The sequence below is a fragment of the Hephaestia mangrovi genome, assembly GCF_019880555.1.
GTDB classification, from domain to species: Bacteria; Pseudomonadota; Alphaproteobacteria; order Sphingomonadales; family Sphingomonadaceae; genus Sphingomonas; species Sphingomonas mangrovi.
Genome location: NZ_JAINVU010000007.1, coordinates 44,899 through 59,379 on the forward strand (window position 1 = coordinate 44,899; position 14,481 = coordinate 59,379).

9 protein-coding genes are annotated in these 14,481 nt (G+C 65.3%); 5 read left to right on the forward strand and 4 right to left on the reverse strand.

The window, feature by feature from the left end; translation table 11 throughout:
* The first annotated feature begins 79 nt into the window (after nt 1–79).
* On the forward strand, nt 80–2,632 hold the full coding sequence (locus K7G81_RS14965; protein WP_223031631.1) for a cation-translocating P-type ATPase: 2,553 nt from the start codon (nt 80–82) through the stop codon (nt 2,630–2,632).
* Nucleotides 2,622–3,689, forward strand: a complete 1,068-nt coding sequence (locus K7G81_RS14970; protein ID WP_223031632.1) for an AI-2E family transporter — start codon at nt 2,622–2,624, stop codon at nt 3,687–3,689. Before K7G81_RS14965 ends, K7G81_RS14970 begins: the two co-directional genes overlap by 11 nt.
* A 180-nt stretch (nt 3,690–3,869) precedes the next feature.
* On the opposite strand, the gene K7G81_RS14975 is transcribed toward K7G81_RS14970, so the two are convergent.
* From K7G81_RS14975 to ppsA, 3 genes are all read right to left on the reverse strand, one after another.
* Nucleotides 3,870–4,052 carry a hypothetical protein gene (locus K7G81_RS14975; RefSeq protein WP_223031633.1) on the reverse strand — a complete coding sequence of 61 codons (183 nt, stop codon included), beginning with the start codon at nt 4,050–4,052 and terminating at the stop codon, nt 3,870–3,872.
* A 65-nt stretch (nt 4,053–4,117) separates the two neighbouring features.
* Entirely contained in the window at nt 4,118–5,062 is a 945-nt protein-coding gene (locus K7G81_RS14980; RefSeq protein WP_223031634.1) for a 1-phosphofructokinase family hexose kinase, read from the reverse strand.
* A complete protein-coding gene (gene ppsA, locus K7G81_RS14985) occupies nt 5,059–7,479 on the reverse strand; it encodes a phosphoenolpyruvate synthase (protein WP_223031635.1) in 2,421 nt (806 codons plus the stop codon). Before ppsA ends, K7G81_RS14980 begins: the two co-directional genes overlap by 4 nt.
* Before the next feature lie 135 nt (nt 7,480–7,614).
* On the opposite strand from ppsA, the gene K7G81_RS14990 reads away from it, so the two are divergent.
* The 3 genes from K7G81_RS14990 to mgtA are packed head-to-tail and all read left to right on the forward strand — an operon-like array spanning nt 7,615 to nt 10,983.
* On the forward strand, nt 7,615–7,845 hold the full coding sequence (locus tag K7G81_RS14990) for a hypothetical protein (RefSeq protein ID WP_223031636.1): 231 nt from the start codon (nt 7,615–7,617) through the stop codon (nt 7,843–7,845).
* A gap of 46 nt (nt 7,846–7,891) precedes the next feature.
* On the forward strand, nt 7,892–8,374 hold the full coding sequence (locus K7G81_RS14995; RefSeq protein ID WP_369412123.1) for an Hsp20/alpha crystallin family protein: 483 nt from the start codon (nt 7,892–7,894) through the stop codon (nt 8,372–8,374).
* An 8-nt stretch (nt 8,375–8,382) separates the two neighbouring features.
* Nucleotides 8,383–10,983, forward strand: a complete 2,601-nt coding sequence (gene mgtA, locus K7G81_RS15000; protein ID WP_223031637.1) for a magnesium-translocating P-type ATPase — start codon at nt 8,383–8,385, stop codon at nt 10,981–10,983.
* Between the two features lie 115 nt (nt 10,984–11,098).
* On the opposite strand, the gene K7G81_RS15005 is transcribed toward mgtA, so the two are convergent.
* Entirely contained in the window at nt 11,099–14,182 is a 3,084-nt protein-coding gene (locus K7G81_RS15005; protein WP_223031638.1) for a TonB-dependent receptor, read from the reverse strand.
* Nucleotides 14,183–14,481 lie beyond the last annotated feature (299 nt).

Genomic DNA, 14,481 nt, shown 5'->3' on the forward strand with positions numbered 1-14,481 from the left:
CGCGGCATCGTCAATCGTCCGTACTATCCCGTAGAGAAGACCCGGCTCAGCTCGATTAGGCGGAGGCCGGAGGGCCTTGATGGAAGCCGCTTGTCGAGCGACGCAGACGACGTGGAGTCCGAATCGGCACGGCCTCACCGCCGATGAAGCCGCGACGCGGCTGCGCGACGAAGGGCCCAACCTACTGCCGGCGCCCGCCAGCCGGTCGCAGCTCAGGATCGTTCTGGAGGTGCTGCGCGAACCGATGCTGGCGCTGCTGCTCGCCGGCGGTGTCGCCTATATGCTGCTCGGCTCGCTTGCCGAGGCGCTGGTGCTGATCTGCTTCGCCGGCTTCTCGATCGTCGTCACCGTCGTTCAGGAAAGCCGCACCGAGCATGTGCTGCAATCGCTGCGCGACCTTGCCGCGCCGCGCGCGCTGGTCGTGCGCGATGGTGAACCGTTACGTATCCCCGGCCGGGACGTCGTGCGCGGGGACCTGCTGGTGATCGAGCGCGGCGACCGCATCGCCGCCGACGCCACCGTCATCGAGGCGACCGACCTCGCCGCTGACGAATCGCTGCTGACCGGAGAATCGGTGCCCGTCACCAAGCGCCCGCTGGCGTCTTCCGAGGATGTCACCGCGCTGGTGCCCGGCGGCGACGGCCAGCCGCTGGTCTATTCGGGGACGATGGTGACGCGCGGCCAGGGGCTCGCCCACGTCATCGCCACCGGGCCGCACAGCCAGATCGGCCGGATCGGCCAGTCGCTGACGATGCTCGAGATGGAAGCGCCCGGCCTGCGCCGGCAAACGCTTCGGATCGTGCAATTCTCGGCGCTCGGCGCGGCGATCATCACGCTGGCGGTCGTCATCCTGTTCGGGCTGCTGCGCGGCGGCTGGCTGGAAGCGGTGCTGGCCGGCATCGCCATCGGCATGTCGCTGCTGCCCGAGGAATTTCCCGTCGTGCTGACGGTGTTCCTGGCAATGGGCGCGTGGCGGATCTCGCGGGTCGGCGTGCTGACGCGGCGCGCGGCGGCGATCGAGACGCTGGGCTCGGCCACCGTGCTGTGCGCCGACAAGACCGGCACGCTGACCGCCAACCGCATGACCGTCACCGAATTGTGGCGGCCGGAGAGCGGCACGCTCTCCTTGTCCGACGCGGTGGCGATCGACGGATATGAAGCGCTGCTGCTGACGGGCGCGCTTGCCAGCGCGACGGTGCCGACCGATCCGATGGAGACGGCGCTGCACGACGTTACCGCGGCGCGCGTCGGCACCGATCATCGCGACTGGACGCTCGAACGCAGCTTCGGCCTGACGCCCGAACTGCTGGCGATGTCGAACGCCTGGGATCGCGGTGATGGCGACGGCCTCGTGGTGGCGGCGAAGGGCGCGCCCGAGGCGATTGCCGAGCTGTGCAGGCTGTCTCCCGCCGATCGCGATGCACTGGCAGCAGCGGCGCGCGAGATGGCGGCGCGCGGCATTCGCGTTCTGGGTGTCGCCCAGGCGCGGGTGGCGCAGGGCCAGCTCGGCGAGCGGCAGCAGGATCATCCCTTCGCGCTTTCGGGTCTGATCGGTCTCGCCGATCCGCTGCGCGCCGATGTGCCTGCGGCGATCGCGCAATGCCGATCGGCGGGCATCCGGGTGATGATGATCACCGGCGATCATGCCGCCACGGCGCGCGCGATCGCCACCGAGGCAGGCATCCTTGGCGGCGACGTGCTCACCGGCCCGGACATCGAGGCAATGAGCGATGACGATCTCGTCCGACGACTGCCGGGCGTCAGCGTCTGCGCGCGGACCATGCCGGCGCAGAAGCTCAGGATCGTCAATGCGCTCAAAGCCGCCGGCGAGGTGGTGGCGATGACCGGCGACGGCGTCAACGACGCGCCCGCGCTCAAATCGGCCAATATCGGTATCGCGATGGGCAAGCGTGGCACCGATGTCGCGCGCGAGGCCGCCTCGATCGTGCTGGTCGAGGACGATTTCGGTGCGATCGTCGCGGCGATCCGACTCGGGCGGCGCATCTACGACAATATCCGCAAGGCGATGGGGTTCATCTTCGCCGTCCACGTGCCGATCGCCGGCCTCGCGCTGCTGCCGCTGGTGACCGGCCTGCCGGTGCTGTTCGGGCCGATCCAGATCGCCCTGCTCGAGATGATTATCGATCCGGTTTGCGCGCTGTTCTTCGAAGCCGAACCGGAGGAGCAGGGCATCATGGATCGCCGCCCGCGCCGGCCCAATGAGCCGCTGTTCTCGATGCCGATGATCGTCCGCAGCGTGGCGCAGGGCGCGATCGCCTTTCTGATGCTCGCCGCGCTGTTGTTCGCCGCCGCGTGTCGCGGCATGCCGGCACCCGAAATCCGCGCGCTGGTCTTCTTCGCGCTGGTCTCGGCGGTGATCGCGCTGGTGCTGGTCAACCGCGCGTTCAGCCGGTCGATCGCCGACGCGCTGATCCGCGGAAATGCGGTGTTCCGCTACATCGTCGGCGGGGTCGTCATCATCGGCGCGATCATCATCGCCTCGCCCTTCGTTCAGGATCTGTTGCAGTTCGCGTCGCTCAGCGCGGCCGAGCTGGCGTTGGCGCTGGCGATCGGCGCGCTGCTGCTAGTGACGCTGGAATGGACCAAGCTGGGCGCCCGCCATGCGCGGTGATCGGGCCGGCGCGATCGGGCTGCTCGCGCTGGCGACGCTCGGCTTTCTCTGGATCATCGCACCGTTTCGCAGCGCGATCGTCTGGGCGATCGCGGCGAGCGTGCTGTTCGCGCCGCTCCATCAGGTGCTCGCGCGCCGGCTTGGCGGCCACCGGAACCTTGCTGCGACGCTGACCATGCTGGCGATGGTCCTGGCACTGATCGTGCCGACAATAGCCGCGGGCGCCGCGCTGGTCCACGAAGTCGGCGCGCTGATCGCGGCGAAGGGAGGTGCTACCCGATTGCCGACGTCGCTCGATCAGGTGCGCGCAATGCTTCCCGACTGGCTGCACCATGTCATGCGGCTCGCCGGTGCCGACGATCCTGCGGCGTTCCAACGCTATGTCGCCCGCCTGCTCGAAAGCGGCGTGACATCGCTGTTCGGCGGTGCGATCGGCATCGGTCAGGGCGCGTTCGGCTTCGCCGTGTCGCTCGGCGTGATGATCTACGCATCGTTCTTCTTCATTCGCGACGGCCGCGCGATCTACGCGATCGTGACCGACCACCTCCCGCTCCCGGCGGCGATCCGCGACCGGCTGACCGCCGAGATCGGCGACGTCTTCCGGGCGACGCTGCGCGGCAGCCTGATCGTCGCGATGGCGCAAGGCGGAGTCGGCGGGCTGATCTTCTGGTTGCTCGGCATCGAAGCCCCGGCGATCTGGGCCTTTGCGATGGCGTTCATGTCGCTGCTGCCGCCGTTCGGCGCGGGCGCGGTGTGGGTGCCGATGGCGGCTTTCCTGCTGCTCACCGGATCGATCTGGCAGGGGATCGTGCTGATCCTGTGCGGCCTGTTTATTATCGGGCTGGTCGACAATCTGCTGCGCCCGCTGCTTGTCGGCCGGGAAGCGCGGCTGCCCGAATATCTCGTGCTGCTGTCGACGCTCGGCGGGCTGACTCTGATCGGACTCGACGGGATTATCATCGGGCCAATGATCGTCGCGATCTTTCTCGTTTCTTGGCAGACGGTTACTCTTGATCAACACACTGACCCCAGGGGTCGCGACCGTCACCGGGCCTAGCGAGAGTTCTGCCCGTCAGCGCGACGAAGCCATACGAACATTCCGGACGCGGGCGGTCGAGCTGACAGCGGAATAAGGGAAATTGCTGATCGACCGTGATGCGCCGCCGAGCGAAGCTGCAACCGCGACCCGAGGGCTCCTGATGAGCCCCGTCTGGCCCGGCGGCTCCGGCTGCCGGGCCTATTTTTCCTGACGCCGGGCAGGCGGCGGCCGGTTGACGGCTTCGTCTTGATCGAGTTCGGCAAGCTCCTGCCGTGCCTTGGCCAAGAGGCCCGCGATCACCGTGCGCTCGATGGGGTCGGACTCGTCCCTTAGCGCCCGTTCGAAGCGCTCGATATTTCGCTCCACGATGAACCGCTGCATGATGCACATCCGAGGCCAGGGGCCATCGGTAATGATTAACACGAAAGCGGCGATTATGCCATTGTTCAGGCGGCGTCGCTTCCGACATGGGCCGGGCGATAGAGTCGGTCGACATCGCTTGCCCGTACCAACTGCGTGCCCGGCGCCAGCAGTGCGGCCGCCCCGGCGGCAGCGGCGTAGTATATCGCTTGGGACAGCGGCCGCTCCCGATCGAGCGCGAGCACCAGGGCGCCGACCATCGCATCGCCGGCCCCGACCGCGCTGCGCGCGGCAACGGTGATCGCGGGAATGCGCCGGTGCCCTTCGTCCGACACCAGCAGCGCGCCGCGTTCACCCAGCGACACGAGCACGTTGCGGGCATAGCCCATCGACCGCACGGCGCGCGCGGCGGCCAGTTCTGCCGCCTCGCCCTCGATATCATGGCCGACCAGGCCGGCCAGCTCGCTCAGGCTGGGCTTGACGAGATACAGGTTCGCCCCCCGGCACGCGGCGAGCGCCGGCCCCGAGGTGTCGAGCACCATTTGCACGCCATTGGCTCCGCAGAAATGCGCCAGGCCGGCGTAGAAATCATCCCCGACGCCTGGCGGCAGACTGCCGCTCGCCACCAGCCAGCGCGGCCGCGGGTCGAGCGCGACTATGACGGCAAGGCAGGCCTGGCGCTCGGCCGTGCTCAGCGCCGGGCCGGGCAAGATGAAGCGATAGTGCTCGCCTGAGCGGCGATCGGCGACGGTGATGCTCTCGCGCGTGGCGCCGGCGATCGGCAATGCGTGATGCGGCACGCGCTGCGCCGCGAGCAGCTGCTCGATCCGCTCTCCCGCGGCGCCGCCAGACGGAAAGATCGCCAGGGTGTCACCGCCAAGTGCGGTGATCGTGCGGGCAACGTTGATGCCGCCGCCACCGGGATCGAAACGCGGCGCCGCACAGCGCAATTTGTGCCCCGGCCGCACCGACGCGGCCGAGGTCGCGACATCGAGCGCCGGGTTCATCGTCAGCGTGACGACGACGCTCACGCGCGGGCCTTTTCCGCCGCGGCGACGCTCGCCAGCGTCGCGACGAAGCTGTCGGGATTGAGCGAGATCGAGTCGATGCCGTGCTCGACCAGGAAGCGCGCGAAATCGGGATGGTTGCTCGGCGCCTGGCCGCAGATGCCGATTTTCGCGCCACAGGCGTGGGCACGCGCGATGACGTCGGCGATCATGCCCGTCACCGCCGGATCGCGCTCGTCGAACAACGGCGCCAGCGTCGGTGAATCGCGATCGACGCCGAGTACCAGCTGGGTGAGATCGTTCGAGCCGATCGAAAAGCCGTCGAACCGCGCGGCGAACTCCTCGGCGCGCAGCACGTTGGCGGGGATTTCGCACATCACATAAATTTCGAGCGCCGCCTTGCCGCGCTCGAGGCCGTTTGCTGCCAGCTCGGCGAGCACCTTGTCGGCCTCGCCAGGTGTGCGGCAGAACGGCACCATCACCACGACATTGGTGAATCCCATCTCCTCGCGGACGCGCTTCAACGCGCGGCATTCGAGCGCGAAGCCCTCGCGATAAGCGGGATGATAATAACGCGAGGCGCCGCGCAGCCCGAGCATCGGATTTTCCTCGACCGGCTCAAACGCCGCGCCGCCGAGCAGATGAGCATATTCGTTGGTCTTGAAGTCGCTGAGGCGCACGATCGCCGGATGTGGGTGGAAGGTCGCCGCGATCCGCGCGATGCCGCGCGCCAGGCGGTCGACGAAATAGTCGGTCGGATCGGCGAAGCCACGCGTCAGCCGGGCGATCTCGCGAGCGTCGGCGACGTCGGCGACGCGCTCGGGGTGGACAAGCGCCATCGGGTGGATGCGCACGATCGAGCTGATGATGAACTCGATCCGCGCCAGCCCGACGCCCTTGGCCGGCAGCCGCCACCAGCCGAACGCCGAACCGGGATTGGCGAGGTTGACCATCAGTGCGGTGCGCGTGTCGGGGATGGTGTCGAGCTTCACCTCCTCGCTCGTGAACGGCAGCGTGCCGCGATAGACCTGGCCGGCCTCGCCGCCCGCGCACGACAGGGTGATCGCCTCGCCATCGGCCAGCATCTGCGTCGCCGTGCCGGTGCCGACCACCGCCGGCACGCCAAGCTCGCGGCTGACGATCGCGGCATGGCTGGTCGGCCCGCCATGATCGGTGACGATGCCGGCCGCGCGGCGCATCAGCGGCACCCAATCGGGATCGGTCATTTCGGTGACAAGGATCGCGCCGTCGGGAAAATGCTCAAGGTCGCGGGGATCGAGGATGCGCGACACGGTGCCGGTCGCGATCGCCTGGCCGACCGCCGATCCGGTCAGCACCGGTGTCGCCTTCGTGTCGAGCTGCCACGTCCGGAAGGTCGTCGCGCTACGTGCCGACTGCACCGTCTCCGGGCGCGCCTGGACGACGTAGAGCGTGCCGCTGTCGCCGTCCTTGGCCCATTCCATGTCCATCGGCCGGCGGTAATGCGCCTCGATCGCCACCGCCCAGCGCGCCAACGTCAGCACCTCCTCGTCGTCGAGCAGGAGCGCGCGGCGCTCCGACGCGGGCGTATCGACCAGCCGCGTGCGCGAACTGCCGCCATGGGCATAGACCAGCTTGCGCGCCTTGGCGCCGCAGCGCCGCTCGATGATCGGCCTGAGCGTGGTATCGGCGAGCAACGGTTTAAAGACGAGATAGCTGTCGGGATCGACGCTGCCCTGCACCACCGTTTCGCCGAGGCCCCAGGCGGCACTGATCTCGACGACGCGGGGGAAGCCCGTCTCGGTATCGAGCGTGAACATCACCCCCGATCCTGCCTTGTCTGATCGCACCATCAGCTGCACGCCGATCGACAGCGCAACCTTGAGGTGATCGAACCCCTTGGCCTGGCGATAGGCGATCGCGCGATCGGTGAAGAGCGAGGCGTAGCAGCGCCGGCAGGCGTCGATCAGCGCGGTCTCACCGACCACGTTGAGGAAGGTTTCCTGCTGGCCGGCGAAGCTGGCGTCGGGCAGGTCCTCGGCGGTCGCACTCGAACGCACGGCCACTGCCGGATCGTGCTTGGCGACGCGGCGGCCAAGGTCGCGATACGCCGCGCGCAGATCGCGAACGAACCCGTCCGGCAGCTCGGCCTCGACCAGCAGCGCGCGGATCGCCTCGCCCGCCTCGCCCAGCGGCGTGGTGCCATCCTTGAGCGCCGCCAGGATCGTGTAGATCTCCCCGAACAGGCCGCTGCTGCTTACCAGCGCGCGATAGGCATCGGCGGTGACGGCGAAGCCCGGTGGCACGGCGATGCCTGCGGTCGACAGATGCCGGATCATCTCGCCGAGCGAGGCATTCTTGCCGCCGACCAGGCCGATATCGTCGATGCCGACCGTCTCCAGCCAGCGGATCCAGCCGGTTTCGGTCTCCGCCGGCGCATCGAGCAGGGTCGCTTCGTTCATGGCACGCGATGATGACGCCACGCCAAACCCCCGCCGATACGCAATCCTCCGGAGCCGGACGATCCTAGGTACTCTCCCGAATTGGTTCGTCGGGAAGCGCTGCATACATCGGTAAAGCGGATGCAGGAGGCAGGCATGAAACCGCGCGTCGACATCATAGCGCACCCCAGCTGGCGGTCGCTTTCAGCCAGTGCCGAACAGCTCTGGTTGGCGCCGCTGATCGTCGGCGCGGCCTGGTGGAATGCCGTGCTGGAAACGTGGCTGGATCTCAGCCGCGATATACCGCGTCGTCACGATGACACTCACGATCACCCGCAGGCTCACAACCCCCTGGAGCCGGCCCCCGACATCGCGTTGTTCGCCTGACGACGGTCCTGCTTCCGCACCCCTCTTTGGCAAGGAGTATCGAAGCGTGAACGACCTGACCCCCGCCCCGATGAAATCGCAGCCCGCTGCCTTCGACCAGCCGCTCGGCTGGCTACGCAGCGAGATCGATCGATTGTTCGATGACTTCCGCCGCCCGGTGCGCAGCGTGTTCAATTTCGGCTCGACCGACTTCGGCCCGATGCCCGCGGTCGAGATGACCGAGCACGACAAGGACTATCGCCTGACCGCCGAGCTGCCCGGCATGAAGGAAGACGACATAGAGATCGCCGTCGCCGATGGCGAAATCACCATCTCCGGCGAGAAGCGCGAAGAGGAGCAGCGCAAAGACAAGGGCTTCATGCTCTCCGAACGCCGCTACGGCGCGTTCGAGCGGCGGCTCGCGTTGCCCGCCGACGTCGATCCCGACCGGATTTCGGCTGAATTCCGCAAGGGCGTGCTGGAAGTGACGCTGCCCAAGGACGCCGAGATCGCTGGCCGCACCCGCCGCATTGAGATCAAGAAGGGCTGACCGCGACGATGGACGCCGTCGCGCACGCCGCATCGGCCGGCGCGACGGCTCCTGACGACGCACTTGCACATTTCTGGGCTGGCTCCGCAGACGCGCTCCTCGACGCGCTCGACACCCGGCGATTGGGGCTGACCGGCGCCGACGCCGCCACGCGGCTGGCGCGATACGGCGCCAATCGGCTCGACGACCACGAACAGGCTTCGCCGCTCAAGCTGTTCGCGCGGCAGTTCACGTCGCCGCTGGTGCTGATCCTGGTGTTCGGGGCGATCGTTTCGGCTGGCCTGCGCGACTGGCTCGACGCCGGGATCATCTTTTCGATCGTCGTCGGCAGCGCGCTGATGACCTTCCTGCAGGAATATCGCGCCGCGACTGCGGTGGCCGCCTTGCGGGCGCGGCTCGCGTTGCGCGCGCGGGTCCGGCGCGACGGCGCGACCATCGACCTGCCGGTTAGCGATCTGGTGCCCGGCGACGTTATCTGCCTCGCCGCCGGCAATCTGATCCCGGCCGACGGGCGCATCCTCGCCGCGCGCGACTTTCTGGTGACCGAGGCGAGTCTGACCGGCGAATCGATGCCGGTGGAGAAGCATCCCGGCGCTCTTCCCGTCGATGCCGTCCTCGCCGCGCGCACCAATTGCGCGTTCATGGGCGCGGCGGTGCGTAGCGGGACGGCCGAGATGCTGGTCGTGCACACCGGCCGCGCGACGGCATTTGGCGCGATCGCCGATCGCCTGCGTCGCGCCGAGCCGGAGACCGCGTTCGCGCGTGGCATCGCCCGGTTCGGCACCATGCTGCTGCGCGTGATGCTGGTGATGGTGATCGTGGTGCTCGCCGCCAATCAATTGCTCGGCCGGCCGTTCACCGAGTCGCTGCTGTTCGCGGTGGCGCTGGCGGTCGGTCTGTCGCCCGAGCTGTTGCCGGCGATCATCAGCCTCACGCTGTCGGCGGGCGCGCGCGATCTCGCGCGCGGCGGGGTGATCGTGCGGCGGCTCGATTCGATCGAGAATCTCGGCAGTGTCGACGTCTTGTGCACCGACAAGACCGGCACGCTGACCGAGGGTGAAGTGTCGCTGGCCGGCGCGATCGACGCCGCCGGGCGGCCGTCGGCGATCGTGCGCGAGGCGGGGTTCCTCAACGCCCATTTCGAATCGGGCATCGCGAACCCGCTCGATGCCGCCCTGTGTGCCGCCGCAGCGCACGAGAACTGGTCTCCCGGCGGCGTGACTAAAAGCGACGAAATCCCCTATGATTTCACCCGCCGTCGGCTGAGCATCATTGTCGCGACGGGCGGCGCGCGGCGCCTGGTCACCAAGGGCGCCTATGACGACGTGCTTGCCGTATGCAGCCGCCTGCGCGTCAGCGAAGCGGACGAGCCGCTGACCGAGGCATGGCGGATAAAACTCGACGCGCTGTTCCAGGCCCAAGGCGAAGCCGGGATGCGGGCGCTGGCCGTGGCCGAGCGACGCGTCGAGGCGGCGAAACGCTGGACCCACGACGACGAGCGCGACCTCGTCTTTCTCGGCCTGCTGCTGTTCCTCGATCCGCCTAAGGCCGATGCTGCGGCAACGATCCGCGACCTCGGCTCGCTGGGCATCGCGGTGAAAGTGATCAGCGGCGATAATCGCTACATCACCCGACACATCGCCGAGGCGGTCGGGATCGGCGGCGCGGCGATGCTTACCGGCGGCGAGATCGCGGCGATGAGCGGCCCCGCGCTCGCCCAACGCGTCGTTTCCACCGAGCTGTTCGTCGAGATCGATCCTCAGCAGAAGGAGCGGATAGTCGCTGCGCTTCAGCACGCCGGTCGCGTCGTCGCATTTCTCGGCGACGGCATCAATGACGCGCCGGCGCTTCATGCCGCGGATGTCGGCATCTCGGTCGACCAGGCGACCGATGTCGCACGCGCCAGCGCGGACATCGTGCTGTTGCGGCGCGATCTCGCGATCCTGCATCGCGGCGTGATCGACGGTCGACGGACCTTCGCCAACACGATGAAATATATCTCGATCGCCGTCAGCAGCACTTTCGGCAACATGATCAGCATGGCAATTGTGACACCGCTGCTGCCGTTCCTGCCGCTCCTGCCCAAGCAGATCCTGCTCAACAACTTCCTGTCCGACATCGCCGCGTTGACCATCGCCACCGACCGTGTCGACGCCGAGCGGATCGCAACCCCGCACCGCTGGGACGTCCGCGACATTCGCCATTTCATGATCGTTTTCGGCCTGCTCAGCTCGTGCTTCGACTTCGCGACCTTCGCGGTGCTGATGCTGATCGTGCGCGCCGGCGAGACAATGTTCCAGACCAGCTGGTTCGTCGTCTCGCTGATGACCGAGGTGCTCGTCGTGCTGGTGCTCCGCACGCAGCGGCGCGCGTTCGAAAGCCGGCCGGGTTCGCGCCTGCTGCTCAGCAGCGTGACGATGCTGGTCGCGGCGCCGCTGCTCCCGTTCGTGCCACTGGCGGCCGAAGCGTTCGGCTTCGTCCCGATCGGCGCATCGCTGCTCGCCATCACGATCGCGATCGCCGCGGGATATGTCCTGGCGACCGAGCTCGCGAAACGGATCTATTACCGTGCGGCGGGCGGTGGACGCGCGGGTCGTATCGTGCGTTGAGATCAAGCCAGCGAGGTTTTCTGAGGTGCCGTTATCGGGGGGCAGGCCGGCCACCCTCAAGAGGGTGACCGACCGGCCGTTCTTTCAGGGCTCGAAGTTTACCGCCGATATTTTTCTAGAACTTAACGCTCACCCCCGCCGTGATACGACGATCCGTTAGGCCCTGGAAACACAATACGGCGTTGTCATTTACACAATATAGCTTCTGATCGCCGCGAAGAAGATTTATCCCCTCGACGCCGATGTTGAAGTTGGGGGTGATATCGTAGTTGATGCTAGCGTTAAGCTGCCCACGGGCATGGGCAATAACCGGCAGATTCCAGCGGAATTGGTCGTTAGTCACGTAGCTTGAGCGCCACGTATATCGAAACCGCACGTTGAGTCCGTATTTGTCGTAAAACAACGTGGTATTGTAGGAAAATTTCGAGAGGTCGGTCAGTGTAACCTTGCTTTGTATCGACCCGGCGGGGAAGCCCAGCCCGGTGTCGATATTCCTGGTGGTCAGGCCGGTGTAATAGGTGTGTGCCGAGCCGCCTGCCTTCTGGTAGGTGAAATTGCCAATAAAGCCGAAGCCGGAAGCGAAGCCGAGCGTGCTTTCATATGCCGAGAGATCGTGTTGGAACGCGATCTCGATACCTGTCTGGGTCGTTGTTCCGGCTACGTTGAACGTCGAGCCGAGCGGTGCGCAAATTCCGTTGCCCGGTACCTGGCTGTTGATATTGCGGTTGGCCAGCGGGTTGTAGACGCCGCCGCCGGGGCATGTCGGGTCGATCGAATATTGCGGATTGCCGTCCACGAATCCGATCGGCGTAGGATAATCCACGATGGGAGAAAATAGATTGGTGCGAATCTTGTGGAAGAACCCCAAGCTTATCAGGCTCGAACGGGCGAAATAATATTCGCTGGAAAGATCGAACGACCAAACGACTTCCGGAACAAGGTCTGGGTTTCCGCCCTGCACGACTGCTTCGGCAGAAGTTCCGAAGGAACGGGACGTCGAAAGATCATCGAAATTCGGGCGCCGAATATCGCGCGATATACCCGTGCGGACGAGAACATTGTGCGCAGGCGTCAACACCATGTTGAAGCGTGGCAGCAGGAATGTATAGTGACTTCTCTGCGTAGACGTTCCCGTGACCTCACCATTTGCGACATTGTTTCCGGTCGAGGACAGATTTGTCTGGAGCCACCGAACGCCGATATTACCGCGCGACGGCATGCCGAAGATATCCATATCCAGATTGGCCTGGAAATAGGCAGCGTGCGTCGTTTCCTTGACGCTGAAGTACCCGACGGCCGATTCGGTGGGGCCGGCAAGTAAGGGAACTTCCGGATATTGCGGGTTGGCCGCGTTGCTCGCAGTGATCGCGTCATTGAGCGAAGACAGGACGTTCGAGGGATCCTGGAACGCCTCACCGCCGTCGATTATCAGGAAATCAGGAAAGTATAAACGACGTCCATCCGCTGCATTAAAGTTGTTGGGAGCTGCGGTAAGGATATCCGAAAAGAGATCGCCACTGGGTCGATTGAATCGACCCTTCGGACCTGTAGAATTGTTAGTGAAGCTGATGTTGTTCGAAACGATATTATTGACGGCCGTCGTTTGATTCCAGCGATAACCGAATTCGACCGAAGGAACGAGCGAGTTCAAATTCGATGTGTCGTAGCGGAAATCGAGTCGCGCCGCCTTCTCCTTGTTGTTGGCGGAGTTCGCACCTTGGGCCACCTGGTTCAGCCTGTAGTTGGCCGGATCGAGCAATTCGTCACGGGTCGGCGCATCGGGGCTGGCCTGATCTATGCCGAAGGTCAGACCATGGCGCAGATCGAATTCCAGCGGCACGCCATTATCCAGGCTGCCCGTTCCGAATACCGGCTGGGGACCGTGTGGATTGATGAAATCCAAGGTGGTCGAAAAGTTCGGGTTTGTCGTCTTGGACGTTGAAAGCGATGCCTCCGCGCGGACTTGCAAATTCCCGCGTTGCCATTCCGTACCGGCATCGAACACGCGGCTATGGGTAATCCGTGACCCGGTGTCGCTAGACGTACGAAGGTTGCTGTCGATGTTGCCATTGGCATCTACACCGATGCCCATCGTGCCGGCGACGACGACCTTGGCGGTGCCGAGATCGATCGGGCCATTGGGCCCCTGAAGAGTTCCTAGGTCGACTGTCTCGAACGCGGTGTTATCGGTCGAATCGATAACCCCCTTGTTCGACACGCCCGACAATTGCGCGCGGTTGCTTTGCTGGGCGCGCTGCTGATTGTTGAGGGTGGAGTCGAAATAGAGCTTCAGATTGTGGGCGGGCTTCCATTCAACCGAAGCGGTGCCGTTATAGGTTTTGTATTGATATCTGGTCGTGCCCTGGTTGAAATATTGGATCTGAAAGAAGGGGAAGTCCTGGGAACTTGGTCCGGTGCCGGGCAGGTTGAGATTGTCGCGGTCGACCCGCGGGCTGAATTCGGCAACATCCTGACGCGCATAGCTGCCGCTTATCGCGATGCCGATTTCGCCGATGCCGGTATCCCACTTATCGCCGATCGTTCCGGAAATTCTGGGCAACGTCGATCGTGCAAGATCACTGTGCTCGAATTGCACACGGCCGGCGATCAGCGATTTGTTGAGATCAAGCGGACGAATCGTGCGCAGATTGATCGTGCCACCCACGGAGCCTTCGATCGTCTTCGCCTCGGGCACCTTGATGACCTCGACCGACGAGATCAGCGAGGCCGGCAGATCCTCGAAACTGATGCCCGAGCGACCTGAGCCGGCACCCACCGTTGAAACGCCATTGATTTCCGTGCGGTTGGCATTGGTCCCGCGGATCTGAACCGCCGTACCGACGCCCGCTGACCGGGTGATCTGGACGCCGGTGACGTTTTCGAGCACCTCGGCGAGATTCTGGTCGGGCAGCTTGCCAATATCCTCGGCCTTGATGACCTCGATCAGATTGTCGGCCTTGCGCTTTTCATTGAGCGCGCTTTGCAGCGACGCCCGAATGCCGGTCACGATAATCTCGTTGGAGTTCTGCGACTCCTGTCCGTCGCGGCTCGCACTGCTCGTGCCCTGGACAGTGGAACTCCGAACATTCTGCGCGTAGGCCGGGCCGGCCACTATCGCCAGGGCGGAACTGCCCAACAAGGCGGCGGCAAGACCGCTATTGCGAACCCCGGGCGCGCGATTGAAGCTGCCTCGAATCATCCCCTCTCTCTCCCATTTGACTATTATTCGTTCGCAGAGGTCGATCACCGATCTCTGTCTATCGGTGTCATTGCAGTTGAGGAAGTAGCCGCTGGAGCGGAAGCACTGGGTCTGCTCGAAGCGGATTGTCGGCCGCAACGCGGTTCTGCGCTGTTGCCGTCCGACGCTCGTTGACCGGCGCCCCGTCCTTTGGTTGCTGCCTCCCTGTTTTTGGTTGTATGACAACCATGGCGGTATCGTTTGGTGTCACCGGTGTCAATACTCAATTGGGTGATAGCGGATCTGCTGGCCGGATACGG